The organism is Fictibacillus nanhaiensis, assembly GCF_049537595.1.
GTDB classification, from domain to species: Bacteria; Bacillota; Bacilli; order Bacillales; family Fictibacillaceae; genus Fictibacillus; species Fictibacillus nanhaiensis_F.
The window spans coordinates 568,722-594,962 of record NZ_JBMULM010000002.1 but is presented as its reverse complement, the minus strand read 5'-3'; the positions used below and the strand labels follow the sequence as shown (position 1 = coordinate 594,962).

Sequence of the window (26,241 nt, the reverse complement as noted above, 5' to 3'; positions counted from 1 at the left end):
TTTATAAAACTTTGGTCATGCGTTAATGGTCTGATAACTAATAATCGCTTTATCCAAAAATTCTAAGACTTCGTTGCTAACAGGATATAAATTCAATGATTGTGAGGAAGTTTCTGATTTTCTAGCGTTCCAGAATTTTTCCTCTAACTCGTTGTCTCCCTGAAACATTTCATGCGATAAGAGTAATACATCTGAAGCGATCAAATGACCTTCGTCAGACGATGGTTCACTGTTGTTTTGCAAACAGATCTCTATTCGTTTTATGATGTTCACCCATTTTGCTGTACTTGCATCCCCAAGTTTAGGTAGCGAGGATTGAAGCATCTGTCTCTCATGATCAGAAAAGAACTTTTCCCAGGTTTGATTTTCCTCAGCGATCTTTGTATCTTCATTTGCTTGAACGAGGGAAAGGATATGCTCCCAATCCAGCTCTCCCTGAAGTTCTAGGATATGTAGGAGTGTATTTATTCTTTCAGACGCTGATTGAAGCTGGTTCAGCTGGGTCTGTACATCTTTCTTCTGAGCTACAAGAATATCTTTTATCGTTACTTCACCTATTATTTTTTTAATATCTGTTAAAGGTAGAGACAAAGATTTCAAGAGTGTAATCTTTTCTAATAGTTGTAGATCTTCTTTCGTATACATTCTTGTTCCGCTCTCACTCTTGATACTCGGTAATAATATACCGATTTGGTCATAGTATCTGAGAGTCCTTACGGAAACGCCGTATTGCTTTGAAACCTCTCCAGTTGAAAATGTGTTCATTATATATTTTCTCCTTTTTCTCTTGCAGGTTACGTTACGTCACCGCTTACAATTAACATATTATAACAAGTTAATCAGGAGGAACAATACGATGAACGTTACAACAGAGAGAAAATGGACCATTCGGGAACTTATACTATTATTAAGTCTTTGTTTAGTTGGTGTACCCATTCTGTTGGAGAACATCTTATACGATCAGTTGATACATTGGTTGGATAACACTTTATACGCGGGGACGTTAACTGGTTTTTGCATGGCAATTGTATTTACGATAGCAGTCTATTGGATCGCTCTAAAACCAAATCATTTAGGGTGGGGAGCGGTTGGTCTTAATCCACTTAGAAAAAATATGTGGAAGATTATTTTGCTATGGACGATTCTTCTCATTTTCATAAGTATAACCCTTGTTGTAGTAATGGATGTACTTTCAATCGGAACAAATAATGCTAAAACAGACAGTCTAAAATCTGATCTTACACCATTTACCTTTGTAATCGGCTTTTTATCAGCAGCTGTTGTTTCCCCTATTTATGAAGAAATCTTTTACCGTGGTTTTTTGTATACTTGGTTCAGACGATGGGGTGTTAGAACAGCAATGATTTTCAGCTCGTTCATTTTCATGACCGTTCATATCCCGACGTATAATACCCTGCCTGTAAACTTTGCTTCTGGCCTAGTCTTTTGCTGGGTGTATGAGAAGACAGGTTCTATTATTCCAGCGATTATTATTCATGGGATTGTAAACGGAATTGGAATCTCCTTGTCTGTTTTAGCGTGATATATTAAAATCAAACAAAAAAAGCGAAGATTCCCTAAGATCTTCGCTTTTTTCATGTATGGCTTCTTTTATTTTGGATTCAATGATGTTAATTCAAATTCAGGCTTGCGTTTCTCTTGATCTGCTACTGATTGCTCTTTAAGCACGTATCGTGATACTGGCATATCTAAAGGCTTTATCGTTTGCTGGTTATGATTGGTCATAGTAAGCATAACTCATCCCTCCTTACCAGGTTTTAACTTCTATTTACCCTGGATGTTATATCAAGAAACCTTTTTCTACAAAAATAGTGCGACAGTCCTCATTATTTGTCTAAAACATGACTATAGGAGTAGAATACATACTATGAAAAGCAACAGGCTATTGCACTGAAAGGATGAATCATTTTGAAATTTGGAGTTATTGGAACGAATTGGATCACAGAGAGCTTTATTGCTGCTGCAAGTGAAGTAAATGGTTTTACACTGAATGCTGTCTATTCACGTACTGAAGAAAAAGCTAAAGAATTTGCTGAGAAGCATGGTGCAATACATACGTTTACTGATTTAGAAAAGATGGCTGCTAGTGATGAAATTGACGCGGTGTATATTGCTAGCCCAAACTCATTGCACGCAGAGTATGCGATCACGCTCATGAACCATGGCAAGCATGTAATCTGTGAAAAGCCTATGGCATCTAATGTTAGAGAAGTAGAAAAAATGATAGCTGTCGCCAAGGAAAACAATGTATTGCTCATGGAAGCTATGCGTTCAACCGTGATGCCGAACTTTAGAAGCATTCAAGAAAACCTTCATAAAATCGGTAAAATCCGCCGTTATTTCGCAAACTCCTGTCAGTACTCTTCTCGTTATGATAAATATAAAGAAGGCACGATCCTTAACGCTTTCAAACCTGAGTTTTCAAATGGGTCCTTAATGGACATCGGAATTTATTGCTTATACCCGATGGTCGTACTTTTTGGGGAGCCTCATGAAGTTAAAGCAAACGCCTACTTGCTAGAATCTGGCGTCGATGGTGAAGGAAGTATTCTTTTAGACTATGGTGAGAGTGAAGGCGTTGTGATGTACTCCAAGATTTCTAATTCTTATGTCCCATCTGAAATTCAAGGAGAGAACGGAAGTATTATCATCGACCATATACAGGACATGACAAAGATCGAGATTCGCTATCGCGATGGCAGCACAGAGAACATCACTGTTGAACAAGACAAACCGAAAATGTATTACGAAGCAAAAGAGTTTATTGATTTAGTTAAGCATGGCGAGCTGGAATCTAAAGTGAACTCACATGCAAATTCACTTGCTGTTATGAAGATTATGGATCAAGCCCGCAAGCAAGTGGGGTTGATATATCCAGCAGACTATAAAAACGATTAATAGACGAGAACTATAATAACGATTAGATTATGATCTGGTCGTTTTTTTACAACATATTTAATTTAAGAAACCTTTATAATGATCGCAGCACTTCAGAATGTTTAAGTCTTAATAGTTCGCACGATGTATTTTCCCATCTTAAATGTAACGCATTTAATCGCCTGGAGAAGTACGAATAACACAGTTTAAAGATAAACAAAAAATGCTAAGTATGCCTAAGATTTTGTCCGTTCACGCCAAATGTCCACAAACCCGAATTAAGCCCGGATCATATAGATCCGAGCTTTTTTTGATTTAGTTCTTATTCTCCAACAAACGATATTTGTAATATTTCATAAACCCAACAAATATTAAAATTGAGCCAACGATATTCGTGACAACACGAATGCTGTGAATCAGGACAAACTCCCTCGCTGTTTCTTTTAAGAACGCCACTGAATGAACGTCTGTTCCTTCGATAAACATAATTTCGTTACGTGGCCATTCAAAAACAATTGAAATTGCACCTTCAATCACAATCATCAGCATGCTCCAAAAAATCCATTTTCGAGCAGGCTTTACTTTCCACCCTAAGATTAAAGCCAGGATTCCTGTTGAGATGCTTGCCATACCGATTGGAGGAAAATACGTGTGCGGGCTTGCGACTTCCATAAATTCCATAGCCGTTTCAAGTGATTTTGGTACATCATAAAAGATATTAGGATATAACAAGAACGTATTTACAAACATACTTCCTAACATGATCCACTGCACCCAAAGGTGAGATAATATCGATACGAACGTAATGTTTTTCTTCATGAATGATAACCCCTTCACAACATGTTTTGTGTTTCAAACTTCTTACTGGAGTTATCATAATCAGGAAAACTAAAGCATTTATTAGCTAATTCTTAAGAATTTCTTAAATCTAGCCATAAAGAAAACTTTGCTGACGAAAAGCCTCCCACGTCAGCCTTAGTTGCAGTGCAAAAAAAATGATGGTTTATCAACACCTTCATTTCTACATACCATTCTTAAATAGGTATCCGACTCCCCAAACCGTCTCGATATATTGTGGCTTGGCCGGATTTTCTTCAATTTTCTCTCTTAGTTTTCTTATATGAACCGTTACCGTCGACGTGTCTCCCATCGATTCAAGTCCCCATATTTGGTCAAATAAGTGTTCTTTACTAAAGACGATGTTTGGATTTGTCGCAAGGAATTTTAGTAGGTCGAATTCTTTTACAGCTAATCTTTTCTCAATCCCATAAATAAAAACCTGTCGGGAATTCAAATGAATTTCTAGACCTTTTATTATAATAACGTTCTGTTTATCTCCAAGTTTGGTGAGACGCTTGTAACGTGAGATATGGGCTTTCACCCTGGCTACCAATTCATTGGTATTAAAGGGCTTAACGATATAGTCATCTGCACCGCGGTCAAAGCCACGCATTTTATCAATATCGGCTTTTCTAGCGGTTACCATTAAGATCGGAATCTCTAACTTTTCACGTAACTGACTGCAAAGTTCGAATCCGTCTACACCTGGCAGCATGAGATCAAGCAAGATTAGATCATATGAGCCTTCAAAAGCCATTCGTAATGCTTCATGCCCTGTTTCGGCGATGTCGCTCTCGATTCCGTTGAATTTTAGGTAATCTTGTTCCAGCTTTGCGATGCTCGTTTCGTCTTCAATGATTAATACGTTTGGCATTGGAGTTCCTTTCTTTTCGCTTTTTTAAAGTAAAATAGATAGAAGTACCTTTTCCTTCTTCGCTTTCAGCCCAAATATCTCCACCATGTCCTTCAACAATTTTCTTCACAATAGCCAGTCCTAAGCCACTTCCGCCCGTTGCTTTGTTGCGGGATGGATCAGCGCGGTAAAAGCTTTCAAAAATGCGAGGTAAAGATTCTTTAGGTATCCCTTTACCATTATCCGCAATTTTAACGAGTACAGTATCTGATTTAGACTGAAGGTAAACTGAAATCTTTTTCTCTTTTTTGTCACTATACTTAAAGCTATTTTGTAAGATATTATCGATGATCCGACCTAAACTTAACCGATCAGCCATGACAGAATAGTTCTCACTCGGCTCTGATCGAAAGGTGAACTTTACATCTTTAAGAGAAGGATCGTATTGAAGTTCTTCCAGATAGTCCCTTAAATAGTTATCTAATTGAATAGGCTCAAACTGGAATGAAAATTGTTCAAAATCTAATTTTGAATATAGAAAAAGCTCATTTATCAGGTGATCCATATCCTCCGCTTTTTGATAGGCGGTCTTTAAATACATTTGTTTCGTCTCTGGGTTATCTACGATTCCATCTAATACACCATTTATGTACCCTTTTATTGATGTGAGCGGTGTTTTCAAATCATGTGAGATGCTCGCGACAAATTCTTTTCGGGTATTCTCGTAAAGGTCTCTTTCCTCTCTTGCTTTCTTCAGCTGAAGTCTCATACTCTCAAACGTTTCAGATAGTTTTCCCAACTCATCTCTATTCACTGTTACAATCTCATGATCTAAATTCCCATTGCTTATTTCTTCTGCCGCTATTGTAAGAATACGAATCGGCTTTAGTATCGTTTTTGAAACCATATAGGTAAGAATTCCGTTTGTAACGATCAGTATAAGAAGAAGTCCCATGAACCTTAAGCTCATAAACCATTGTGAGTCCTTTTTAAAAGGTGTGCCATTCACTCCTGAAAAAATAAGAGTTGCGATTACAAGTTCAAGCAATAAAAATAACACGATCGGAATAACGATCATAGCTACGTTTGAAGCGATAAGACGTTTCTTTATAGACATGACTTCCTCCTTTTAGACAGTAAACACGTACACTCCAATAATCGAATCTATCCTATTATATAACCAAAGATAACAAAAACATTAGAGATTCTGTAAATGAAAACTGATTCTCAACTCTTTCTATAGCTGAATCATAAAGAGGAGTTTGCAGATAAGAATTACACTATAGTTTATACTCTGACATTTCTTGAAAAGGATAAGCCTAAGAATGTGGTGTGAAGAATTGAAAAGTAAAAAGCACTAAAAAAGCTTAAAGGAATAATACCCTATAAGCTTTTTCTCAAAAAACATTACTACTTTGGTTAAATTATTTCTTTATTCCGTAAGCTGTCCTGTGCCAATTAAGGGCGATTAAGCTCAATGCGATTGCCGATAGACCGAAGCTTAGGAAAGCATAATTCAAGTTTAACTCTTTTGTATACAAGCTATGGATTAACTGAAGAAGCCAATAGAACGGATCTACCATAGCAATGCTATGCATCTTACCTCCTAAGAAAAAGCCTAGACCAGGGATCGCCATTAAAAAGATAAGGGTAACCGGTTTTAATATCGCAAGGGCTTGGGTTTCATTTGATGCATAAAAAGCCATAGCCATTCCAAGAACAGTTCCTAATAAGATTCCGATAATAAATATCAGCAATCCAATGTCCCAAGAGATCGGTACATCAAGAATATAGCTACATATTAAAAAATCAATTAGTGTAACAATAGAAGCAATAACAACTTTAGAAAGAATGGGAACTATCGGATGAACAGGCTGTACATTTTGAAGTTCAGTTGTTTTGTTTTTTCGTTCTTCCACCAAACTGAACAGAATAATAATGCCAAAGAACAAAAAAGCACCATACAGATTAAAAGCATAAACTTTCTCAAATAAATTTGAACTTATTTTTTCGACTTCTATCGATTTCCCTTGCAATATTGCCTTTGCTTTATCTACAGCTTCTTCAGGTTCACGACCATCTGTTATTAACTCCCCATTTAAGAAACCGATTTTTGCATCTAGATCATTAACCCATTTTTTTAATTGAATTGGAGAATCAGCCACAAAAACTTCTATCTGTTCTGGAATTTTATGTTCTTCCTCATCCAGTACAACTATTTTTGGGGTATCGGAGTAGGTCTCTGTTATACCAGAAGCACCCAAAGCTGTAATGATAGGAAAAAGTACGATTAACCAAATTAATATATTTCTTTTTGCAAGCGTGAAATCTTTTTTTATAAACATCGTTAGTCCTCTCTTCATAGCCTGAATCCTCGATCAAACGTTAACTTTTTAAATACATAGAGGCTAATTATATAAAACAAGACTGCAATAAGTGTTAGTGCAACGTATGACTGATTTGGAGGTTCTACGGGCAAATATAAATAGTAATACGCTTTAATAAAAGCTTCAAACGGATTAAATGGAATAGGGCTAATATTCCAAAGTGGAAAGACAAGTCGGACCATCACAGCGAAAATAAAACCTGTTACTACACTCCCTGCTAACATGACGACACTTTGTTTTTTTACGATCATTGCTAAAAGCACACCACTTGCAATCATAACGACAGAAAAAACCAAGGTGACATATAAGAAATTAAGGACAAATCCAAATTGATCCGCCATTGGAATAATTCCGAGGAATGCAGCCACAAGAATAAAAAGTAGAAGCAATACATGTTTACTAAAAAAGTATTGTATGACATTTCTGCTTGTTCTCATCACTTGAATCATGTTCGTTTCCATGTCCTCTGAAATCTGCATAGCTGCCATCCAGAATAAAAGATCGATAAGGATTACTACATAAAAAATGGTTAAGATCGGCAACCAACGCTCAACCCAGGCCAGTTCATCAAAGCCAAAAGAGAGAATATTTATTCCAATTGACATAGCAAGAATATAAGCAATAATTAATGCAACCACATTATTCCGAATAAGTTTAAGAATTTCCATCCTCAACATCAAGCTTCCCCCTTTAATCCCCGACCTACTACTTTAATAAAGATTTCTTCAAGGCTCGCTTCCTGGGAATGAATGCTCTCAAAATTCTTACTGCTAATGAATTCAATTAGCTTCGTTAGATCATCTTCTTTAGAAAATGTGTGCATTTTGCCGTTCTGTTCTATGTTCACTTTCTGTTTACCAAATCTTTTTTTATAGTTTTCTGGTGTGTCCAGTTCCACTATTTTACCGTTGTTAAAAAACGCAATCCGATCACAAAGCTTTTCCGCTTCATTCATATCATGAGTCGTTAAGAACATCGTAGTACCCTGTTTGTTCATATCGAGCACGACTTCCCTCACATACGCTGCAATTTCAGGATCCATACCTGATGTAGGTTCATCCATGAAGAGCACTTCAGGTTTTGTAACAAGTGCTCGTGCTAAAACCAGGCGCGTTTTCATTCCTTTGGAGTAGTCTCCAGCCTTTTTGTCTTTTGATTTAAAAAGATCCATCTTTTTTAATATGTCATGTACCTCATCTTCTTTTGCACCATACAGTCTGGCATGAAAAATGAGATTTTCATATCCAGTCAGCGTTGGGTATAATACATCATTTTCAAAAGCAATTCCTATTTTCTTGTAGAAAGAATGATTCACTTTGGACATATCCTGATCCAAAATAAATACTTTTCCAGGAGGCGGAGCAATTAGCTTTGTGAGCAATTTTATTGTGGTCGATTTCCCTGCACCGCTTGGTCCTAAGAAACCAAACACCTCTCCTTTTTTAACTTGAAACGTTAACTCATCAACCGCATTCGTCTTTTTATCATAAGAATACGTTAATCCTTTTACATCAATGGCATTCATATCAAACACTCCTTTTTGAAACATTTTTATATTTTTGTTTCATTTGTTATAAATTTGATTATAATATATTTTGAAACAAAATCAACAATTTGTTATAATTTTTTTGAGGTGAATACATGAACGGGCATAAAGCAAGAACAGATAAAAAAAGAGAGCTGATTATCCAATCAGCTCTCGTCTTATTTAAATCATTGTCTCCCGGCAAGGTTTCTATTCGGGAAATTGCCGCACAGGCACAGGTTTCAGTCGTAACCATCTATAATTATTTTGGAAGTAAAGAAGGATTGATGCTGGAAGTTATCCGCTCAGTTCTGTCTAATCAACTACACTTGGCAGAACAGATTACTACATCGAATGATTCAACAGAAGTAAAAATATCAAAATTAATATTTACAAAATCAGAGATGCTAAACCAGTTTCATCCAGATTTTATATCTTTAATATTGAATGACCCTAACATGAAGACCATGATTGATCATGACTTTATTAATAAGACTTATGAAATGATTACTGCTTTTATCAACGATGCTAAAGCGGAGGGGGCATTCTCAAAAGATTTACCTAATGAAATCATTATGAAGATTATTGAGCTCTACCGCAAAGATATCTCCTCTGAACAAAGCATACTCTTCAATCATCCAGAAGACATAAAAAACCATGAATTAATACTAAAAATACTTTTATATGGTATAGCTGGTTATAAATCTTAAGGTGGAGAAAACTTAATAAATAATAAGCAAAATGCTCAGGATTCTTTGAACTGCACCCCGTCAAGTAGACAGTGGAAATAATAAAAACTTATTAAACGGCTTCAGCTCTATATTCTAGAGGGCTGAGGCCGTTTAGTCGTTTTTGATATCTTTCATAATTATGAAAATGGATATACTCATCAATCGCTAGATATAGGTCTTCAAATGTCTCATACTTATGTAAGTAATACTTTTCGGCTTTGAGCGATCCCCAGAAGGATTCCATCGGTCCATTATCTATACATCGACCTACGCGTTACAAAGTTTTTGAAAGGAAATATTGTCAATACAAAATCAAACCACGTGTAAAATATACAGTTTCCTTTTATACTATGGTAGAAATGAATCAAATGGAGGGATTACAATGTTACAAATCGACATGTGGACAGACTTTGCTTGACCATTCTGCTATATTGGCAAAAAGCGTCTGGAGGACGCTATTAAAAAGATTGATCATCCTGTTGAAGTAACGTATCGTTGCTTTGAACTGGATCCTACGATGGAACGTGACGTTAACGAAAACATCTATGAAAAGTTATCTAAAAAATATGGCATGAGTATAGACGCTGCTAAAGCAAACACGCAAAATGTGATACAAATGGCAAAGGAATCTGGTCTGGAATATCACATGGATACGATGATCTTAACCAATACCTTTGATGCTCACCGTTTAACGATGTTCGCTAAAAAAGAAGGTAAGATGCAGGAGATGACAGAGCGCATTTTATATGCCTTTTTTACAGAATCGAAACATATTGGAGATCATGGAACTTTAGCAGGTCTTGCAGAAGATGTTGGTTTAAATAGAGAAGCTGTCATACAGATGCTTTCAAGCGATGAGATGGCTGATGAGGTTAGAGCTGATGAAGAAACTGCAAAAGCTTATGGAGTAACTGGTGTACCCTTCTATCTCATCGACAAAAAATATGCGCTTACTGGTGCACAGCCGACTGAAGTTTTTGTACAAGCGTTGAACAAAATCATAGCTGAAAACAAAATCACGATTCTAAACACTGAAGGTGGAATGAGCTGTGACGATGATGGCTGTGAAATTCCTAAGAAATAACTAAACAGATCGTATATAGAAAAACGCAGATGGATTATCATCGTCTGCGTTTTTTATCATTTAACAATCATTTCTCCGATCCTTTATAAAAACCTACTTAAATATTCGCCAAATATTTTGTTCATAACTTTTGGCGTGTTTTCTAAATAAACATTAATCTGTTCCTTGTTTGATTGGAATTTATCAGAGCTTCTCTCATCTGTTGGAAAATCAGATATTCCTTTGATAATAATACACTCAACATCGTTCTTTCTACAGATATAAGCAATGGCACTCGCTTCTGTATCTGCTATTGTTATTTGATTTTCTTTAAGTTCTAAATAGTCCTTCCACATAACGACTGCTTTATCAGCTGTGCCAATTGTTCCAGTGTTAAAATCATTTCCATATTTCAATAGATCAATATCTATGATGAAAGATTGTTTAATAAAAGGCTCGACTTCTTTTACTGTGCAATCGTATTGAACGGCTTTATCGGGTACGAAGATATCCAAATTTCTAAACGTATCATCTATTCCTGCACATGTTCCAGCTACGATTACCTTCGTTAAGTTAAATTTTGAAATCATATACTGATTAGCACCAACACCATTTACTTTTCTTACACCTGTACTATAAAAAACAAGTTCAGAATCATTCATTGTTCTCATGAAATACTCGCCATAAGGATAGTCGAAGCGTTCATTCTCTTTTATTCTGAAATATTCTAAGGTCGCTTCATATTCCCACTTTGTTGCTATACTTATTCCTATCATCAAACTTATCCCCTAAAACGCTTAATATCATAAAGTCTTTTACATCTGGACCAAATAAAGATTTATACGCTTCTTTCGACCTTCAATTCAAAATTAGGTTTGGTCACATATTCCTTGTAGATAACTTTTCCTTCATTCTTTAAATAATCACTAAAACGAGTCAGATAGGCTTCTCCCGTTAATATGCCTAACACATCTTCTTTTGGTACCCAACGGCTATCCGTTGTTTCATCTGATACCGCTAGTTCCCCGCCGATCGGCTTACAAACAAAGTCAAACATAACTTTTGTTGGAACGTTCGTGACTCCATCATGCCACTTATATTGAGCAGTGTTCGAGTATACTCCAGATAGATGTGAAACGGTAATATCAATACCGCTCTCTTCCTTTGTTTCACGAACCAAAGCGTCAATTAAGTTTTCTCCTGCTTCCACCTGCCCTCCAGGAAATACCCAGCCGTTATGTATCGTTTTTACTAATAATACATTTCCATTTCCATCTTCTACATAACCTGCTACTGCTACAATATGAGTTGGCATTATCATCTTTAAAACCTCCGATAGAATAGATTAATATATCCTACTCCATCATAACGAGAATTAGAAGATATTCCCATGATCGTTTGGTGATAGGTTGATGATAGATTCACTACTTTCTAAGGCTATCTGTACCTGCTCAAAGCATCATATAAAAACTCTTTTTGATAGCCGCTTTTCTCATGGATCGTGTGCACCCAATGTTCGAGGGAATCTGTTTGTTCACCTTTATGTAAGCCATCACTCGTACTCAAAAAGCTCTCCCAATCAAAGAACTCCCAATGCGCAGTCTCATTCTTATAAGGGATTCTGCATTCAAAGAGAGGTTTTGGATAAATAAGATTCTGCGAGTATTCTGCTCCTTGTAAGAAGACATTCCTCTCAATTGGGGTTAAATCAAATAACTGATTTGAGACCTTACCATTCGGTCTATGATAAAGGATCTCGATATGGTTTTGATTTCTTGATTGAACTTGGATCTCAGCCGCAGGAAAGAATCCCTTTAACTTTTCATTCGAATAATTTTCATTATTGGTTTCAACGAGGATGGGTTGCAGCCACTGATCGCCTAAATCACACAGATACCGGTTACCCTTTTCATCTAACGCCACAACTGCAACATGGGCTTCATCTGAATGAAAATTAAAACCGATTGGAAATGCTGTTATTCCATCATTTTTGAATTCATCTAACAACCAGAGTGCAAGATCAAAACAATTTCCCGTATTTCCATATTCTATTCTATGTTCTTTCATCAACGTGACATCTCTTTGTTTCTTTGTCGTATCTTTATGAAAGTACCAAGCCTTTGTTAAGGTTTCCATAGGAAAAGAATCGAACTTCTTCCACGTTTTCAGAATAGGATGTGATGGATACACCTATAATCCCCCCTTACACATATACTATATATTTACAGTTAAGTATATCATCGTCTAATTTTTTAAGGAGGATATGAGATGGAAAGCGTAATTATTGTCAGTGAACTTTTCTTATTAACCTCATTTGGACTTATTCTCTTTTTAAGAAAACGCACATCTAAAAATGTGATTTCGACTATACTTCTCTATTTAATTAGTGCATTGCCCCTTATTATTGCAGGTTTGAATACTCCTCAGGACAAACTTAGTACACCTTTAGCGCTCGGACTTTCGTTGATTTACACCTGGCTCGTCGTAGGTATCTCTATGCTTTTCTGCATCGTACTATTGTTGAAAACAAAATGAGAGTCATAATAAAAAGAGCTCCGATTTTCTCAGAGCTCCCTAATCACTTATAGCTTTGTTGTTCTATAGCTGCCTAACACACGTACATCATGTCCGAACGCTTCTAGAATCGTAATAGCTTTGTTCATTTTCTCTTCATGAAGACCATTTTGAGCTTCTACAAAAAAATGATACGTACCAAGTTGTTTTTTCGTTGGTCTTGATTCGATCCACGTTAAGTTGATAGATAGCGCTGTAAATACGTTCAAGATGGATGAAAGGACACCCGAATAATCTGAGGTTGGTGAAATCAACAACATCGTTTTTGAGTTTTTGGTGTGAATTTCCGCATTCTCCTTGCTGATCACAACAAAGCGAGTATGATTATTGCTGTTATCTTGAATTCCACTTTTAATGATCTCGAGATTAAAGACCTCTGCAGCATATTTGGATGCAATGGCGGCAACATCTTTTCTTTCTTGATTATTAACAGCTTGAGCAGCTGCTGATGTGCTGTCGTAATGCTTACTTTTTACTTTTGCTTCTCGAATAAAATCTCGACACTGAGCGAGAGCAGGAACGATTGACCATACTTCCCGTATCTCTTCTAAATGAGCTCCCTTTAAAGCAAGTAGGTGCAGAGAGACTGGGAAAATGATTTCAGCTTCTACAAAGAGATCATGTCTCAACAATCCGTCTGCTGTAATGTTGATCGTGCCTTCAATTGAATTTTCAATCGGTACGATTCCTTTATCTGCTATACCCTCTTCTACAGCTTCAAGTACATCAACGATAGAATCACATTTATACCATTCATTGTCGTGATCTGCAAAATAACGAAAGGCAGCTTCTTCCGAGAAACTTCCCTGTGGACCTAGATATGCTACTTTCATGACTGTGATAACGCCTGCCTTTAGTTTTTCATATCAGTATACAATGATTAAGGACATACACCAACCTTTTTTCACTAAAAGGTTGGGCTTATTTGACTTCAACGACGATACTGCCAAACCGTTCACCAGCAAAATACGTGTCTAGTCGATAGATCCCAGACTTGTTGAACTTCATATTTACCGGAATAGAATGAATGGACCCCACTTCTTCTATTGGACTCAACGGACTGTCTTTTTGAATTTTATACGACCAAACCATTTCAGAATTTTGAACAAGAACTCTTTCATGTTCACCGCTTTCCTTGTTCGCAGCTATGACCTTAAAGTCACCTCTTGTTAAGGTACTGACTTCGCTAGTTCCTCCGAAAAAATGCCATAGAAACTTATCTGTTTTACCTGCTATCAACGGCGGCCCAGCTATCCCTATTTTATCTTTCTCTCCTAATAAAACTTCGAAGGTGGGGGTTGCAAATTCGGTTGATAATGTCCAATCTTCGCTATTACCTTGAAGCAATTTATCATCGTGATAGATCTTAAATGATTGAGCAAAGTTTGCAGCCGAATCCTCACTAAAGAATGGTGTGTGAAAGTAAACATGATAATTTAACTTACTATGTGGAGAGTTAAAGTAATAGTGGTGAATTTGTACAACATCCATCGTTTTTTGATGATCTAGATTATATGTTCCTGAGTACCGAAATCCTTCTAAATCTTGGCTAACAAATGGATTTTGAGTTTGCATACTTTTCATTTTTTCATCTTCTGTTAACGGTTCAATTCCACCAACTTTTTTCCCGTCAGCCATAAAGAACACTGACCCATCTTTGTTTCTTTTCATAATAAAATCATCACTATTCTTCATTTCAAAAGATTCATTACCATGCAAGAATATCCCTGACCCAGTTGTAAATTTCATAGTTTTTTCTTCTGCTTGATTCATCGCAAAATAACTCCCACTTACTAGAAAAAAAAGTAGAACAATCACGCTTAAAAGTGGTTTGTAAAAACGAAAAATAGTGAATGATGATTTTTCAGAAGTTAACCTGTTCAATTCGTTTTGAATGGATTGTTTTTGATTGCTATTCATCTTGTAGGATTTAAACTTTTTAAGTTCCATGATAACTTCTTCATCGGTTAATCGCGTCAATATAATCACTCCACTTTTCAGACGTAAGGTTTTTCTTTAAAGATTGAACAGAGCGATAATAAGTAAGGTTCACTTTGTCTATTTTCCATCTCAAAATTTGAGACGTTTCTTCAGGGGTGAAATCTAAAATCCCCCTTAAAATGACGACATCTCTATAAGAAGTTTTCAACTCGTTAATAGCTTTATATAATTCCTTTTTTCGCTCGTCCTCCAACACCCAGTCGTGGGGAAGTTTACTTTTTTCAGAAAAAATACTCTTTAGTTGATCAACAAGAGCAAATTGCCGTTTTGTTTTCCGCATGTGATCAATTGCAATATTCCTTGCAATAGAAATAAGCCATGTTTTCGGATCAGCGCGATGTTCAAATTGATCAATATATTTAAACCCTTTAACAAATGCTTCTTGCACCATATCTTCAACATCTTTTGTGCCTAAATAGTAAATGAGAAAGTTATAGATATCATTGTGATACAAAGTAAACCACTGTATAATTCGTTCTTCCTTTTTCATCGCTTCACTCCCTCTTCTAAAGCCTCTCATGTATTAGACGTTTAAATAGGAAACTCCTTTCACTACCATTGATAATTTTCCACTCGACATTCATTTTTTTGTTTTGTACTGTTGTGCAAGCCATTTTCACCAAGAACCATACATGAAGTTTAGAAAAGGAGACATCTCAATAAATGAATAAACAAAACAAGTGTAAAAATCTATTCTGTTATTCTCCTCTACCGCTTGTTAATGTTCTTCAAAATTTATTTATAAAATGTAATAAAAAGTTTACAGCAGAAGGTTTCCTAGTGAACCATCCTGTGCTACGCTCTTATATAGGATAATATAACTAGATTAGGATGTTTTAAAAGATGTGTGATGAACAAATCGCGATAAAGATTATAAAAAAATTAGGCCTCTTATTTGAAGAATATAAATGCTGCAAATGTGAAAAGCACAAAAAGAAGTTAGTACGTGATATTCAGCAGTTGGGTGAAAAACTTGAAGAAATTTAAGCATGTTGAGGTTTTTGTTAAAAACAAAAAAGCCGTCCAAATCATCAGGACAGCTTTTTTTTGTTACTCGTTTGTTTCACTATTAGGTTTTTCTTCTTCTTTCATATTGTAATCATACTTAGAAGGATCGACTGGCTTGAACCCTTTAACTTTATGGAATCGTAATAAGTCTCCATAAACGGTTCGGTCAGATAGGTCCAACTTCGTCTCTGCTTCTTTTTCAATGGCTTTAATTTCTTTTGTTTCCTTTATAGGCTCACCGGTTTTAGAGTCGTAATATTTACCATCAATTCCTGTTACAGTAGGTGAAACAAAATCACCATTACGCAACGGAAGTACTTGGTCATGATTCTTAGATAACAGATCAGTACCGAATTGAATGTACTCTTTTGTATCCATTCCTAATAAATGCATAAGCGTTGGACGAATATCGATCTGACCTCCAACCTTATCAATGGTTCCACCCTTTAATCCTGGTGCATGAATGAATAATGGTACCTTTTGAAGTTGTGTGTTCTCAAAAGGAGTGATCTCTTTTCCGAGTACTTTTGCCATCGATTTATTACGTGTTTCAGCGATTCCATAATGGTCACCATACATAACGATCATCGTATTATCGTATAGTCCAGCCTCTTTTAAGTCAGTAAAGAACTGTTGAAGAGCTTCATCCATATATCTTGCCGTTTGGAAATAACGATCTACCGTTCCATCTCCTGTTGTGTGAGGCTCGATTGTAGCTTCCTCTTCTGAAATCGGATAAGGGAAATGGTTTGATAGTGTTATGAATTTAGAGTAGAACGGCTGCTTTAACGTTTTTAGCATCGGCATAGATTCTTCAAAGAACGGCTTATCTTTAAGACCATAGTTCTCAACATCTTCTTCGTTCATATCATAATGTTCTGCATCGAAGAACTTTTGATAACCGAAGCGCTTATAAATCACATCTCGATTCCAAAATGACTTGTAGTTACCATGGAATACAGCTGTCGAATAGCCTTGTTGTTCCATGATTGCTGGTGCCGCTTGATAAGTGTTCTCGCCTTTTGTAGTAAAGGCAGTTCCTTGTGGTAAACCGTATAACGAGTTCTCGATCATAAACTCAGCATCAGCTGTTTTACCTTGTGATGTTTGATGATAAAAATTGTTAAAATACAACGTGTTCTTATCTTGTGTTAACGAGTTTAAGAAAGGTGTTACTTCTTGTCCGTTCAATTTGTAATTAATCGCAAAATTTTGCAATGACTCTAGGTGAAGATAGATGACGTTCATGCCTTTTGCTTTTCCGAAATATTCCGGATTTGGTTCAGCATAATTAGCCTTCACATAGTTCTCCACTTCTGTAACATCATCTGTATCTGCAAGTGCACGCTGCGCGGAAGACTTCGAGCTTAATACCGCGTCATAGAGCGTGTAGTTATACATCCCTAGATATTTCACGATATAGTTTCGATCAAACGTTCTAGTCAACAGCTGCGGACGATCCATTTCAGCCAACAATAAGTTTGCTGATAATGCGATAACTGCAGCTAGACCAACCGTTAAGATACTTTTTCGCTTTACTCTGATTGGTTCTGGATTAATTTTCTTTGTTATTACTAATACTAATAATACAACGATATCTAGGAAAAATAGAATATCATATGGATTGAATAAAGCTCCAATACTGTTTCCGATCGTGCCTGCGTTCTTCGTCTGAGTTAATGTTGGCAGCGTGATAAAGTCTGTGAAAAAACGGTAATACAGCATATTTGCAAATAACATTAGAGTCATCGCTGTATTGATCATAATCATCCAAACGTATGATTTTCTACCCTTTGCAAACAAGGCAAAGCCTAAAAATAAGAGTGCTGAGCCAATTGGGTTTATAAACAGGATGAATTCTTGAAAGCCACCTTCGACTCCCAAATTAAATTCCGTTTTATAAGCGGCATAAGATTTAATCCATACTAAAACAACTGTAAGCAGGAAAAATCCCATATGTTTGTTTAATAAGTTCTTTTGGTTAATCATTCTCTCACCTCTAAAATTTCAGTAACCAATCTATCATTCTAGTTTAAATTTAGTTCTTTATCAATACCTATCGTGAAAAACAATATAAAAAATAGTACACCTTATTAACTAAAAAGTCAACGAAACATACTTTCCTCGTTTTCCATGTGATGTTTTAGAAATCATAAAAAAGCTACCCTTTCAGAGCAGCTTTTTATTTATATGTTCTTCTTAAATTTTTATGTGTTCACGTACCACAAAATGTTCGATATGGTCCTTCTGTTTCAGGTGGTAGTTGCGTGTATTCATCTTGTTCTGGTAGGTAATCGTATGGCTTAGATAAGACGTGATGAAGTCTTTCCAATACGCTGTAATCACCGTTTTCAGCTGCATGAATAGCCTCTTCCACCCTATGATTTCTTGGAATGACAGCTGGGTTGCTGTTTCGCATCAACTGTATAGATTCTTCTTTCGACTCTGACTGTCTTGCTTTTCTTTCTTCCCATTTATTAAGCCAAATCTTAAAGTCCTCGGCTTCAAAAAGTGCAGAACACTCTTTTTCACCTAATGTTAAAGAACGAAATGTATTTGTATAGTCAGCTTTATAGGTAGTCATGAGTGAAAGTAGTTCTTCTATAAGAGATTGATCTTCTTTCTCTTCATTATATAGTCCAAGCTTTGATCGCATTCCTCTAAAATAGTTAGCATGATACAGGTCAGAAAAACCATATAGAACTTCTTGTGCCAATTCAACGGCCTTTTCCTGTTCTTCATGTAATAGTGGTAAAAGTGTTTCAGCAAATCGAGCTAGATTCCATCCAGCAATTCGGGGCTGGTTAGCGTATGCATACCGGCCCTCTCTATCGATTGAACTAAAAACAGTCAGTGGATCATATTTGTCCATGAATGCACATGGGCCATAATCGATCGTTTCTCCACTGATTGTCATGTTGTCGGTGTTCATAACGCCGTGTGTGAAACCAACAAGTTGCCATTTCGAAATTAAATACGCTTGTTGTTCGATCACTTTTTTGAGGAGATTCAAATATTGATTTCCATCACTTTTCACTTCAGGATAATGACGCATTAAACTATATTCTGCTAACTCTTTCAATTCATCGAGAGTTCCCCATTTTGAAGCAAACTCAAACGTACCTACTCGGAGATGACTTGCCGCTACCCGCGTCATGATAGCACCTGGAAGAGCCGTTTCACGCATGATCGATTCACCTGTCGTTACAACGGCCAGACTTCGAGTCGTTGGAATTCCTAAAGCGTGCATCGCTTCACTCACAATGTATTCACGAAGCATTGGACCAAGAGCTGCCCTTCCGTCTCCTCCTCTTGAGTATGGAGTTCTTCCAGATCCTTTTAGTTGGATGTCAAAACGTTTTCCATCAGGAGTGATCTGCTCTCCCACCATTAATGCTCGTCCATCACCTAACATATTAAAATAACCAAACTGATGTCCTGCATAGGCTTGAGCTAAGGAAGAACCTCCTTCTGGAAGCTTGTTGCCTGCAAATACGTTTACAGCATCTTTATCTCGAAGGAATTCTGCGTTCAATCCCAGAGACAAAGCCACCGATTCATTGAGCACAACTAATTTTGGAGAGTCTACTGGGTTTGGATCTATTATTGAGAAAAATTTATCTGGTAGTTCAGCATAACTGTTCTCTAAATTCCAGCCTGTTTTTTTTGTCATGAGAAGCACACCTTCTTTTATATGATTATATCCTTGATTTCTAATTTCACCTTAACATAATAGACCTGTCCTCGTTTGTTATCTGTATATTGATTTTATTAGAAAGTAATTAATCATAAGAAAACCCGGAAAAATTCAAACCGAGTTCAGTCTAAACTATTATCGTTCCTCAAGCACTTAGTTTTTTCATAATAGCTGATGGATTAGAAGTAAACAAAATATAGGTTTGTTTTTTTGTTTCAATAAAGACCCGATCTGTCATTCCATACGGAAAACCGATACGGATAGCCTCCTTATCGACTCCACCATATGTATCGTCTAAGCCTACATTAAGAATATCCTCTGCTGGAATCTCCACCCTCAATAGCTGCCATCGAATAATAAAGTTGTTATCTATCTTTTTTACACTAACTTCAATCATTGCTCTCCACCCCTATTTTTTTCTTACTATAATTACGTATAAGAAGATGGAAAGTTTCGGTAATGGGAGTTTAAGCTACAAACTTGTTTTACCAATCCGCTCCTAATAGTCCATCGAATTTGCTGATTTCAACAGATCCTCCATCTTAAATTGAGATCCCATTAACATCATCCCATAATATACATCATCTTTACTCCAACGAATGGATTTAACGTCAGATGATTCAACTTCAATAACAACCTCAGTTCCATCTTTCAATTTTGTTGTCTTCTTCTCACCTTCATCATTAAAATTTGCGTTTTTATTTTGAAACGTGGTTACATGAAGGACGGAACCTTTTTCATTACCATAAATAATTTCAGTATGTAAGATATCCCCTTTTGGATCTCCCGCAGGTTCTGCAGCATATGTTAATTGGACGTCTTTTGGCTGAAAAGGAAGTTTTTCTGGAGCTGCAATCTTTTGTTGCACCTCTTTTGGCAACCGCTCCATCTCTTTCTTCACATTCGGATAATTCTCTTTCAGCTTATGGACAGCTCCTTGATCGCTGCAAGCTGCCAAGATAATTAAAAGTAACAAGCTTATTATTTTCTTCATACGATCACCTCTTACTTTTCTATATTCTGCTTTTGGAATATAATTCCTGTTTATGAAGCAAGCTATCCTTTCAAAAAACACAAAAAAGCTTAGGGTTTATCTCACCCTAAGCCATTTTCTAATTTATCGTAAAATTGTTTTAGAGAACAAATTCCATCGATATTCTTGTGTTTTTATAACCCAGCTTCTTATACAACTGATAAGCCACATCATTCTTTCCAAAGACACTTAATCCAATAGACTCTATACCTGATTGCTTTAACATACTTTGTAGTAATTCTAACGTTTTCTTCCCGTATCCTTTTCTTCTATGAAGGTCGTCAATGAAAATATGGTAAACATAAGCTTGATTAATCTCCGGGATCAATCCATACCAGAGAATTCCTACTTTTTCATAGGTTGTGGAATCTTGAATGTTGTACAAATACTGACCCTCAGTTAACAATCCATCTTTCCAAAGATCAGACATCATCATTTCTGATTCTTCTAATGCTGCCTGTAACGTTAGGTTGAAGTTCTTAGTGATTTCACGAGCGTGATCTGAAATCATAAATGCCAGATAATCCTGAAATTCTTGTTCGGTTAATGGGTTTAAATGTAGCATGTTATCTCTCCATTCTATTTTTTATCCATTAGAAGGAAGTAAACAAAGATTCATTCATAGAAACTTAACTAAATAAAATAAAGAGTTACCTCATGAATAAACATCTTTGTTTACTCGTGAGACCATGTTACACAGTTAGTATGGGACATTCTGTTAAGCTCCTTTAACTTTCATCATTTAATAAAGTTTATTTTAACATAAAGTTCCAAAAAATGATTTAATCCATTATCGAACCGCACGTTACATTGATAATCGCACCTGTTATGGCACTCGCTCTATCCGATGCAATAAACACCGCTGTATCAGCAACTTCTTTCAACTTTGGAAGGCGTCCTAACGCTGTTCCTTCCTCCATATACTGTCTCACTTCAGGAAAGTCTGGTTTCCAAGTCTCTGGTATAGCATCTGATCTTAAAGATACGACACGAATGCCTTTTGAACCGAGCTCACCGGCTAAGCTACGGGTATATCCTTCAATAGCTGCACATGCTGTGGCGAAACCTCCCGTATAATGATAAGTACGGTCTCTGCCTGATAATGCTGCTGAAGATGCAGATAGAGTTAAGATCACTCCCGAATTCTGCTTTATCATATGCTTAGCTGCTGCAGTACTTGTGAGAAAATGAGTTTGGACACCCGTCAAAATGGGAGTCATAAAATCTTCTTGTGCCATTTTGGTGAGCCCCGTTCCTTGAAGATCTCCTCGAATTCCTATTGCGTTAAAGGAAATATCTATCCTTCCAGCATGCTGTACGATTCGATTCAGGTGTCCTTCTATTTCATCTTGATTAAGAGCATCTACTTTCGTTACTTTCGCTGTGCCTCCAGCATTTGTTATCTCGTTTGCTACAATTTGCAGAGAATCAAGCGATCTTCCGGCTAAAAATACAAACGCTCCCTCTTCAGCAAAAGCACGTGCAACAGCACCACCTATCGCACCACCCGCTCCATAAACGACTGCGATTTTGTCTTTCAACAACATCTTCAGTCCTCCTTTTTTCAATCTTTCAATCAGTATTGCACTTAAACCAAAGCTTTCATTCCTTTTATCCTTTTTTCTTTCGTTCTATAAAAAAAGTACATTCTCCTCTTTGAAGAATGTACGGTCTGTATTATATTCGTTTAGAGACTTAACTTTTCTTTTACTTCTTTAATTTGAAGAATATGTCGTTGTTCATGATAGGCCACAAACGGAATCCATTGTTTTAAACTAATATCACCGAAAATTGGATGTGGAAAGCCTTTTGACTCTAAGTCCTTTTCATCAGCAGTGTTCTCGATATCTAGTAAGTGTTGATGAGTTGCAGCCAATTTCATCTTTAGCTCTTCAATAGATGCAAATTCTGAAGTTGGCACTGCAAATTCTGGAGCATCTACTTTAATTTCTCTGTTAATTGTTGCTTCAATCGGCTTCTTGTCTGCGTTTACCACTTTACCATTCTGAAGTTGATGTTTTATATTTTTAGCAATACCGCCTTCCATTAAATATAAATGTTCTAGAATTTGCTTAATAGACCATTCATTTTCTGAAGGTTTTCGATTTAGATTCTCGTCATTTAATCCTTCAACTTCTGTAAACAGGTCTTGGCGTATCTTGTCATTAATCAGCATGTCTTCATCACCTTTAATGTATATGACTTGTTCTCGTAGTGTAGCATAATCAGCTTTCAAAATTCTCGTTTGAGAACTTTTCCCATCGTTTGTTTCATTGATTCCTAATCATTTCTATAATTGTTTCCGATATAACAAATGGTTCTTTTTGAAATAAATTTTATTATTATAGGAGTCATTTCTATGTCTGTCAAAATTCAAACGTATCTGTCTGTGAGCATCTCATTGATCATACTAACTACATCATTATTTCTTAGTATCTTTATCAGTGATAAATCCAGCGAATTATTAGAAAAAGAAATAGGTAATTCCCTAGCTTCTTCAGCTTTTCAACTATCTCACAACCTTGATTCTTTCATGTGGTCTAGATACCAGGAACTACAAGTATTAAGTGAACAGAAAGTTCTGAAAGACCCAAGAAGAATAAAAGAAGCACAATTTCTGATCGATCAGCTACAAAATAAAATTCCCTCCTTCTCTTGGGTTGGAATAACGAATCAAAAGGGAGTCATTCAAGCTTCAACAAAGAGACTCCTTATCAACCAAGATATATCTGCTCGTCCCGTTTTTCAAAATGCAACTGAACAACCTTTTATCGGTGATGTTCATGATGCACTTTTGTTATCCAAACTGATCCCCACCAAGGATGGTTCACCATTACAATTAGTTGATATCAGTACACCATTAACAGATAAAAACGGCGTTTTCCAAGGTGTGTTAGCCGCCCATCTCAGCTGGGAGTGGTCTAAAGAAGTGGAAGCCGCGATTCTAAAGCCAATAAAAGAGCAAAAAAGAGATGTGGAAGTATACATAATCAGTAAAGAAGATACAGTACTCCTAGGTAATAAAAATGATTTAGGAAAAAAAATAAAGATAAGTGATCTCGATAATAAAGGAAAGAGAAACGAGTGGAATTTTGTGCGTTGGCCAGATGGAAAAGAGTATGTAACAGGTTATGCTTTTGGCGACGGATATCAGAATTATCCCGGACTCGGCTGGACGGTTGTCATTCGTCAATCAGAACAAGTGGCTTATGCATCCGTCCAATATCTTCAAAAATTTATTTTAGTCTGCGGTATTGTGATTTCTCTACTTATGGCTGTTATTGGATGGTTTATCACAAAGAGAGTTTCTCGTCCTCTTTTTGACTTGGCTATCTCTGCTGACAAGTTGAAAGATGGTGAGATTGTAGAGATTCCTTTGTTGCGCGGAATCAAAGATATAGAAGTTCTAAGTTCTTCTTTTAGAAGCTTAATCTCATCCTTGAAGCAAACAGAAAAACAATTAGACAAGATGGAAAACATGGCACATACGGACTTTCTGACAAGTATGCCGAATCGGTTAGCTCTTTTAGAGTACATGAATTCAGTTCGCTTCGATTCTTCTAACGGCAGTTATGGGGTGCTTTATATAGATCTTGACGGTTTTAAATCAATCAATGATACACACGGGCATCATGCAGGAGATCTACTTTTAATAGAAGTTGGTAAGCGGATCCTTGATTCATTAATGAAGAAGGAACATTTTGCAGCACGTTTGGGTGGAGATGAATTTGTAGTTGTACTTCCGATTCAGGAGAATTATTTAAATGAAATAATTGAGATCTCACAATTCCTCATAGACACTCTTAACCAACCATTTCTTATTCAGGAACATTCTATAAAAATTGGGTGCAGCATGGGGTCAGCTGAATGGGTAGCTCAGGACGTTTCACCACAAACCATACTTGAATATGCAGATGAGGCATTATACGTTTCAAAGAACACGGGTAAAAACAAGTTGAGTTTTTACTCATTTCGAAAAACATCATAAGATTACTTCATATTAAGAAAGCATCCGAATGAGGTCATCCGGATGCTTTTTGTACTTATTTACTTTAATTGGCTGATGAATGGTCCATAATTCCTTGGAGTACGTTGCACAGATAACCATTTAAGAGTAGTGAATTCTTCTAACACCCACTCACCATTAAATCGGCCGAGTCCTGAATCCTTCTCTCCTCCAAATGGCATGTGAGGTTCGTCGTTAACAGATTGGTCGTTAATGTGAATCATACCAGTATGAATTTCGTGGGCTATATCTGTTGCATGTTCAATATTCTTAGAATGAACGGCTCCACTTAGTCCGTACGGATAAGCATTTGCCATTTGAACAACGTCTTCATCCTTTTCAAACGGAATAAGAATAGCTACTGGTCCAAAAATTTCATTCTTCGCTAAAGGCATTTCATTATTAACATCTGTTATCACTGTAGGTTCTAAAACATTTCCGTCGGCATCTCCACCAATACGAATCTTCGCACCCTGTGAAACACTCGCTTCAATATCTTTTAAGATTCGATCAACTTGGTCTCTATTGATTAATGGACCAACGTTCGTATCTTTTTTGGATGGGTCGCCAAATTTAAGGTTTTTTGCTCGTTTCACAAAGGTTTCTGCGAATTCTTCATAGATGTCTTGATGAACAAAGATTCGATTGATCGCCATACATATTTGTCCTTGGTGATAAAACTTTCCAAACAAGGCTGAATCTACGGCTTGATCAATATCTGCTTCTTTTAACGCAATAAATACGTTATTTCCGCCTAATTCAAGAGCAGATTTCTTTAAGTTCTTACCAGCGAGTTCTCCGATGTGTCTTCCGACTTCTGTTGAACCTGTAAACGAGATTAGACGTGGCGTTGGATGTGTGACGATCTCATCTCCAATTTCTGAACCACGTCCTACGATCACGTTGATCAGACCTTTTGGAAGTCCAGCTGCTTCAAAGATACTCGCAAAGATTAATCCACCTGTTACCGGTGTGTCGGTAGCTGGTTTGATCACTACAGCATTTCCAGTCGCAATGGCAGGAGCGATGGATCGAATAGCCAGATGGAACGGGAAATTCCAAGGACTAATTATTCCAATTACCCCTAACGGATTACGGTACACTCTGTTTTCCTTGCCTGCCGTTTGTGAAGGAAGAATTTTTCCTTCCATTCGATAAGGGTATGTTGTAGATTCTTTTAAGATATTAATAGAAGCTCGAAATTCTGAGATAGCTTTCATATATGTGCTGCCTGATTCTTTGATGATCCAATCAATAATGAGCTCTTCATTCTCTTGCATAACGTCAGCTACTTTTTCTAAAACAGCACGCTTGTTTTGTGGAAGTTCGTTTGCCCATTCAGCTTGAGCGATTCTTGCAGCTTCATAAGCTTCGTCCAAGTCTTCTTTCGTCGCAGCTTGAATGGTAACAAGCTCTTCATTTGTGAATGGATTTGTGTTTTTCATGAAGCTAGCACTGCTTCCCTTTCTCCATTCGCCGTTAATATATATATTTGAAAAATCGGTGTTCATTTTATTCATTTTCATTTCCACTCCTTTTTACTTACAAAAGATTAGTTAAGAGCTTACTCCTATTTTTAAACGATGTAAATCAATCTGCTTATTACTTTACCCAATTACTTATAG

General features: G+C 36.6%; 29 protein-coding genes and 1 pseudogene. 7 read left to right on the top strand and 23 right to left on the bottom strand.

Translation table 11 applies throughout. The annotated features are described in order from the left end of the window. Positions 1 to 15: 15 nt before the first annotated feature. The gene (locus ACOZ9X_RS14385; protein ID WP_423418779.1) at positions 16 to 765 is read right to left on the bottom strand and encodes a MerR family transcriptional regulator; all 750 of its coding nucleotides are present in this window, start codon (positions 763 to 765) and stop codon (positions 16 to 18) included. A 91-nt stretch (positions 766 to 856) separates the two neighbouring features. Here ACOZ9X_RS14385 and ACOZ9X_RS14380 point away from each other — a divergent pair, with 91 nt between their 5' ends. Continuing rightward, positions 857 to 1,543, top strand: coding sequence for a lysostaphin resistance A-like protein (locus tag ACOZ9X_RS14380; protein WP_423418778.1), 687 nt, complete (start codon positions 857 to 859; stop codon positions 1,541 to 1,543). A gap of 68 nt (positions 1,544 to 1,611) precedes the next feature. Here the strand turns inward: ACOZ9X_RS14380 and ACOZ9X_RS14375 are convergent, their stop codons facing one another. Beyond that, positions 1,612 to 1,755, bottom strand: a complete 144-nt coding sequence (locus ACOZ9X_RS14375; protein ID WP_171005500.1) for a hypothetical protein — start codon at positions 1,753 to 1,755, stop codon at positions 1,612 to 1,614. 171 nt (positions 1,756 to 1,926) lie between these two features. On the opposite strand from ACOZ9X_RS14375, the gene ACOZ9X_RS14370 reads away from it, so the two are divergent. Continuing rightward, positions 1,927 to 2,919 carry a Gfo/Idh/MocA family protein gene (locus ACOZ9X_RS14370; protein WP_423418960.1) on the top strand — a complete coding sequence of 331 codons (993 nt, stop codon included), beginning with the start codon at positions 1,927 to 1,929 and terminating at the stop codon, positions 2,917 to 2,919. Between the two features lie 294 nt (positions 2,920 to 3,213). On the opposite strand, the gene ACOZ9X_RS14365 is transcribed toward ACOZ9X_RS14370, so the two are convergent. The 6 genes from ACOZ9X_RS14365 to ACOZ9X_RS14340 form a co-directional block, all read right to left on the bottom strand. Next, positions 3,214 to 3,717: a hypothetical protein gene (locus ACOZ9X_RS14365; RefSeq protein ID WP_423418777.1), complete on the bottom strand. Its 504-nt coding sequence runs from the start codon at positions 3,715 to 3,717 to the stop codon at positions 3,214 to 3,216. A 202-nt stretch (positions 3,718 to 3,919) separates the two neighbouring features. Then, entirely contained in the window at positions 3,920 to 4,612 is a 693-nt protein-coding gene (locus ACOZ9X_RS14360; protein ID WP_423418776.1) for a response regulator transcription factor, read from the bottom strand. Further along, a complete protein-coding gene (locus tag ACOZ9X_RS14355) occupies positions 4,590 to 5,708 on the bottom strand; it encodes a sensor histidine kinase (RefSeq protein WP_423418775.1) in 1,119 nt (372 codons plus the stop codon). Before ACOZ9X_RS14355 ends, ACOZ9X_RS14360 begins: the two co-directional genes overlap by 23 nt. Positions 5,709 to 6,015: 307 nt before the next feature. Continuing rightward, the gene (locus tag ACOZ9X_RS14350; RefSeq protein ID WP_423418774.1) at positions 6,016 to 6,936 is read right to left on the bottom strand and encodes an ABC transporter permease; all 921 of its coding nucleotides are present in this window, start codon (positions 6,934 to 6,936) and stop codon (positions 6,016 to 6,018) included. Positions 6,937 to 6,950: 14 nt separating this feature from the next. Continuing rightward, positions 6,951 to 7,655, bottom strand: a complete 705-nt coding sequence (locus ACOZ9X_RS14345; protein WP_423418773.1) for a hypothetical protein — start codon at positions 7,653 to 7,655, stop codon at positions 6,951 to 6,953. Next, the gene (locus ACOZ9X_RS14340; RefSeq protein WP_423418772.1) at positions 7,655 to 8,503 is read right to left on the bottom strand and encodes an ABC transporter ATP-binding protein; all 849 of its coding nucleotides are present in this window, start codon (positions 8,501 to 8,503) and stop codon (positions 7,655 to 7,657) included. Before ACOZ9X_RS14340 ends, ACOZ9X_RS14345 begins: the two co-directional genes overlap by 1 nt. A gap of 116 nt (positions 8,504 to 8,619) precedes the next feature. Here ACOZ9X_RS14340 and ACOZ9X_RS14335 point away from each other — a divergent pair, with 116 nt between their 5' ends. Next, positions 8,620 to 9,213 carry a TetR/AcrR family transcriptional regulator gene (locus ACOZ9X_RS14335; protein WP_423418771.1) on the top strand — a complete coding sequence of 198 codons (594 nt, stop codon included), beginning with the start codon at positions 8,620 to 8,622 and terminating at the stop codon, positions 9,211 to 9,213. Positions 9,214 to 9,304: 91 nt separating this feature from the next. On the opposite strand, the pseudogene ACOZ9X_RS14330 reads toward ACOZ9X_RS14335, so the two are convergent. Continuing rightward, a pseudogene (locus ACOZ9X_RS14330) lies at positions 9,305 to 9,508 on the bottom strand (IS3 family transposase); the annotation flags it as partial. 156 nt (positions 9,509 to 9,664) lie between these two features. Here ACOZ9X_RS14330 and ACOZ9X_RS14325 point away from each other — a divergent pair. Next, entirely contained in the window at positions 9,665 to 10,318 is a 654-nt protein-coding gene (locus tag ACOZ9X_RS14325) for a DsbA family oxidoreductase (protein ID WP_423418959.1), read from the top strand. 83 nt (positions 10,319 to 10,401) lie between these two features. Here ACOZ9X_RS14325 and ACOZ9X_RS14320 read toward each other — a convergent pair whose 3' ends face one another. From ACOZ9X_RS14320 to ACOZ9X_RS14310, 3 genes are all read right to left on the bottom strand, one after another. Continuing rightward, entirely contained in the window at positions 10,402 to 11,073 is a 672-nt protein-coding gene (locus tag ACOZ9X_RS14320; RefSeq protein ID WP_423418770.1) for a permease, read from the bottom strand. A gap of 62 nt (positions 11,074 to 11,135) precedes the next feature. Further along, entirely contained in the window at positions 11,136 to 11,618 is a 483-nt protein-coding gene (locus tag ACOZ9X_RS14315) for an NUDIX hydrolase (RefSeq protein WP_423418769.1), read from the bottom strand. Positions 11,619 to 11,734: 116 nt separating this feature from the next. Continuing rightward, positions 11,735 to 12,487 (bottom strand): hypothetical protein, encoded by a 753-nt coding sequence (locus ACOZ9X_RS14310; protein WP_423418768.1) that lies wholly within the window; start codon positions 12,485 to 12,487, stop codon positions 11,735 to 11,737. A 78-nt stretch (positions 12,488 to 12,565) separates the two neighbouring features. On the opposite strand from ACOZ9X_RS14310, the gene ACOZ9X_RS14305 reads away from it, so the two are divergent. After that, positions 12,566 to 12,832: a hypothetical protein gene (locus tag ACOZ9X_RS14305; RefSeq protein WP_423418767.1), complete on the top strand. Its 267-nt coding sequence runs from the start codon at positions 12,566 to 12,568 to the stop codon at positions 12,830 to 12,832. 47 nt (positions 12,833 to 12,879) lie between these two features. Here the strand turns inward: ACOZ9X_RS14305 and pheA are convergent, their stop codons facing one another. From pheA to ACOZ9X_RS14290, 3 genes are all read right to left on the bottom strand, one after another. Next, complete coding sequence (gene pheA, locus ACOZ9X_RS14300; protein ID WP_423418766.1) at positions 12,880 to 13,704, bottom strand: prephenate dehydratase; 825 nt, start codon at positions 13,702 to 13,704, stop codon at positions 12,880 to 12,882. Positions 13,705 to 13,792: 88 nt separating this feature from the next. Next, entirely contained in the window at positions 13,793 to 14,851 is a 1,059-nt protein-coding gene (locus ACOZ9X_RS14295) for a hypothetical protein (RefSeq protein ID WP_423418765.1), read from the bottom strand. Continuing rightward, on the bottom strand, positions 14,832 to 15,362 hold the full coding sequence (locus ACOZ9X_RS14290; protein ID WP_423418764.1) for an RNA polymerase sigma factor: 531 nt from the start codon (positions 15,360 to 15,362) through the stop codon (positions 14,832 to 14,834). Before ACOZ9X_RS14290 ends, ACOZ9X_RS14295 begins: the two co-directional genes overlap by 20 nt. Before the next feature lie 353 nt (positions 15,363 to 15,715). Between ACOZ9X_RS14290 and ACOZ9X_RS14285 the strand changes: the two genes are divergently transcribed. Further along, a complete protein-coding gene (locus ACOZ9X_RS14285; RefSeq protein WP_423418763.1) occupies positions 15,716 to 15,859 on the top strand; it encodes a hypothetical protein in 144 nt (47 codons plus the stop codon). A 63-nt stretch (positions 15,860 to 15,922) separates the two neighbouring features. Here the strand turns inward: ACOZ9X_RS14285 and ACOZ9X_RS14280 are convergent, their stop codons facing one another. The 7 genes from ACOZ9X_RS14280 to ACOZ9X_RS14250 form a co-directional block, all read right to left on the bottom strand. Then, positions 15,923 to 17,869: an LTA synthase family protein gene (locus tag ACOZ9X_RS14280; protein ID WP_423418762.1), complete on the bottom strand. Its 1,947-nt coding sequence runs from the start codon at positions 17,867 to 17,869 to the stop codon at positions 15,923 to 15,925. A 226-nt stretch (positions 17,870 to 18,095) separates the two neighbouring features. Then, entirely contained in the window at positions 18,096 to 19,553 is a 1,458-nt protein-coding gene (locus tag ACOZ9X_RS14275) for a protein adenylyltransferase SelO (RefSeq protein WP_423418761.1), read from the bottom strand. Between the two features lie 169 nt (positions 19,554 to 19,722). Further along, a complete protein-coding gene (locus tag ACOZ9X_RS14270; protein WP_423418760.1) occupies positions 19,723 to 19,974 on the bottom strand; it encodes a hypothetical protein in 252 nt (83 codons plus the stop codon). A 102-nt stretch (positions 19,975 to 20,076) separates the two neighbouring features. Then, positions 20,077 to 20,571, bottom strand: a complete 495-nt coding sequence (locus ACOZ9X_RS14265) for a hypothetical protein (RefSeq protein ID WP_423418759.1) — start codon at positions 20,569 to 20,571, stop codon at positions 20,077 to 20,079. 139 nt (positions 20,572 to 20,710) lie between these two features. Beyond that, positions 20,711 to 21,175, bottom strand: a complete 465-nt coding sequence (locus tag ACOZ9X_RS14260; protein ID WP_423418758.1) for a GNAT family N-acetyltransferase — start codon at positions 21,173 to 21,175, stop codon at positions 20,711 to 20,713. 217 nt (positions 21,176 to 21,392) lie between these two features. Beyond that, positions 21,393 to 22,157, bottom strand: a complete 765-nt coding sequence (locus ACOZ9X_RS14255) for an SDR family NAD(P)-dependent oxidoreductase (protein ID WP_423418757.1) — start codon at positions 22,155 to 22,157, stop codon at positions 21,393 to 21,395. A gap of 140 nt (positions 22,158 to 22,297) precedes the next feature. Next, a complete protein-coding gene (locus ACOZ9X_RS14250) occupies positions 22,298 to 22,786 on the bottom strand; it encodes a DinB family protein (protein WP_423418756.1) in 489 nt (162 codons plus the stop codon). Between the two features lie 183 nt (positions 22,787 to 22,969). Here ACOZ9X_RS14250 and ACOZ9X_RS14245 point away from each other — a divergent pair, with 183 nt between their 5' ends. Further along, positions 22,970 to 24,598, top strand: a complete 1,629-nt coding sequence (locus tag ACOZ9X_RS14245; protein WP_423418755.1) for a sensor domain-containing diguanylate cyclase — start codon at positions 22,970 to 22,972, stop codon at positions 24,596 to 24,598. Between the two features lie 59 nt (positions 24,599 to 24,657). On the opposite strand, the gene ACOZ9X_RS14240 is transcribed toward ACOZ9X_RS14245, so the two are convergent. Further along, entirely contained in the window at positions 24,658 to 26,127 is a 1,470-nt protein-coding gene (locus ACOZ9X_RS14240; RefSeq protein WP_423418958.1) for an aldehyde dehydrogenase family protein, read from the bottom strand. Positions 26,128 to 26,241: the final 114 nt, after the last annotated feature.

Bases quoted from the DNA above. Each gene is read 5' to 3' on its own strand.
- ACOZ9X_RS14385 (WP_423418779.1), bottom strand. From the start codon at position 765: ATGAACACATTTTCAACTGGAGAGGTTTCAAAGCAATACGGCGTTTCC.
- ACOZ9X_RS14380 (WP_423418778.1), top strand. From the start codon at position 857: ATGAACGTTACAACAGAGAGAAAATGGACCATTCGGGAACTTATACTA.
- ACOZ9X_RS14375 (WP_171005500.1), bottom strand. From the start codon at position 1,755: ATGCTTACTATGACCAATCATAACCAGCAAACGATAAAGCCTTTAGAT.
- ACOZ9X_RS14365 (WP_423418777.1), bottom strand. From the start codon at position 3,717: ATGAAGAAAAACATTACGTTCGTATCGATATTATCTCACCTTTGGGTG.
- ACOZ9X_RS14360 (WP_423418776.1), bottom strand. From the start codon at position 4,612: ATGCCAAACGTATTAATCATTGAAGACGAAACGAGCATCGCAAAGCTG.
- ACOZ9X_RS14355 (WP_423418775.1), bottom strand. From the start codon at position 5,708: ATGTCTATAAAGAAACGTCTTATCGCTTCAAACGTAGCTATGATCGTT.
- ACOZ9X_RS14350 (WP_423418774.1), bottom strand. From the start codon at position 6,936: ATGTTTATAAAAAAAGATTTCACGCTTGCAAAAAGAAATATATTAATT.
- ACOZ9X_RS14345 (WP_423418773.1), bottom strand. From the start codon at position 7,655: ATGTTGAGGATGGAAATTCTTAAACTTATTCGGAATAATGTGGTTGCA.
- ACOZ9X_RS14340 (WP_423418772.1), bottom strand. From the start codon at position 8,503: ATGAATGCCATTGATGTAAAAGGATTAACGTATTCTTATGATAAAAAG.
- ACOZ9X_RS14335 (WP_423418771.1), top strand. From the start codon at position 8,620: ATGAACGGGCATAAAGCAAGAACAGATAAAAAAAGAGAGCTGATTATC.
- ACOZ9X_RS14320 (WP_423418770.1), bottom strand. From the start codon at position 11,073: ATGATAGGAATAAGTATAGCAACAAAGTGGGAATATGAAGCGACCTTA.
- ACOZ9X_RS14315 (WP_423418769.1), bottom strand. From the start codon at position 11,618: ATGATAATGCCAACTCATATTGTAGCAGTAGCAGGTTATGTAGAAGAT.
- ACOZ9X_RS14305 (WP_423418767.1), top strand. From the start codon at position 12,566: ATGGAAAGCGTAATTATTGTCAGTGAACTTTTCTTATTAACCTCATTT.
- pheA (WP_423418766.1), bottom strand. From the start codon at position 13,704: ATGAAAGTAGCATATCTAGGTCCACAGGGAAGTTTCTCGGAAGAAGCT.
- ACOZ9X_RS14290 (WP_423418764.1), bottom strand. From the start codon at position 15,362: ATGAAAAAGGAAGAACGAATTATACAGTGGTTTACTTTGTATCACAAT.
- ACOZ9X_RS14285 (WP_423418763.1), top strand. From the start codon at position 15,716: ATGTGTGATGAACAAATCGCGATAAAGATTATAAAAAAATTAGGCCTC.
- ACOZ9X_RS14280 (WP_423418762.1), bottom strand. From the start codon at position 17,869: ATGATTAACCAAAAGAACTTATTAAACAAACATATGGGATTTTTCCTG.
- ACOZ9X_RS14275 (WP_423418761.1), bottom strand. From the start codon at position 19,553: ATGACAAAAAAAACAGGCTGGAATTTAGAGAACAGTTATGCTGAACTA.
- ACOZ9X_RS14270 (WP_423418760.1), bottom strand. From the start codon at position 19,974: ATGATTGAAGTTAGTGTAAAAAAGATAGATAACAACTTTATTATTCGA.
- ACOZ9X_RS14265 (WP_423418759.1), bottom strand. From the start codon at position 20,571: ATGAAGAAAATAATAAGCTTGTTACTTTTAATTATCTTGGCAGCTTGC.
- ACOZ9X_RS14260 (WP_423418758.1), bottom strand. From the start codon at position 21,175: ATGCTACATTTAAACCCATTAACCGAACAAGAATTTCAGGATTATCTG.
- ACOZ9X_RS14255 (WP_423418757.1), bottom strand. From the start codon at position 22,157: ATGTTGTTGAAAGACAAAATCGCAGTCGTTTATGGAGCGGGTGGTGCG.
- ACOZ9X_RS14250 (WP_423418756.1), bottom strand. From the start codon at position 22,786: ATGCTGATTAATGACAAGATACGCCAAGACCTGTTTACAGAAGTTGAA.
- ACOZ9X_RS14245 (WP_423418755.1), top strand. From the start codon at position 22,970: ATGTCTGTCAAAATTCAAACGTATCTGTCTGTGAGCATCTCATTGATC.
- ACOZ9X_RS14240 (WP_423418958.1), bottom strand. From the start codon at position 26,127: ATGAACACCGATTTTTCAAATATATATATTAACGGCGAATGGAGAAAG.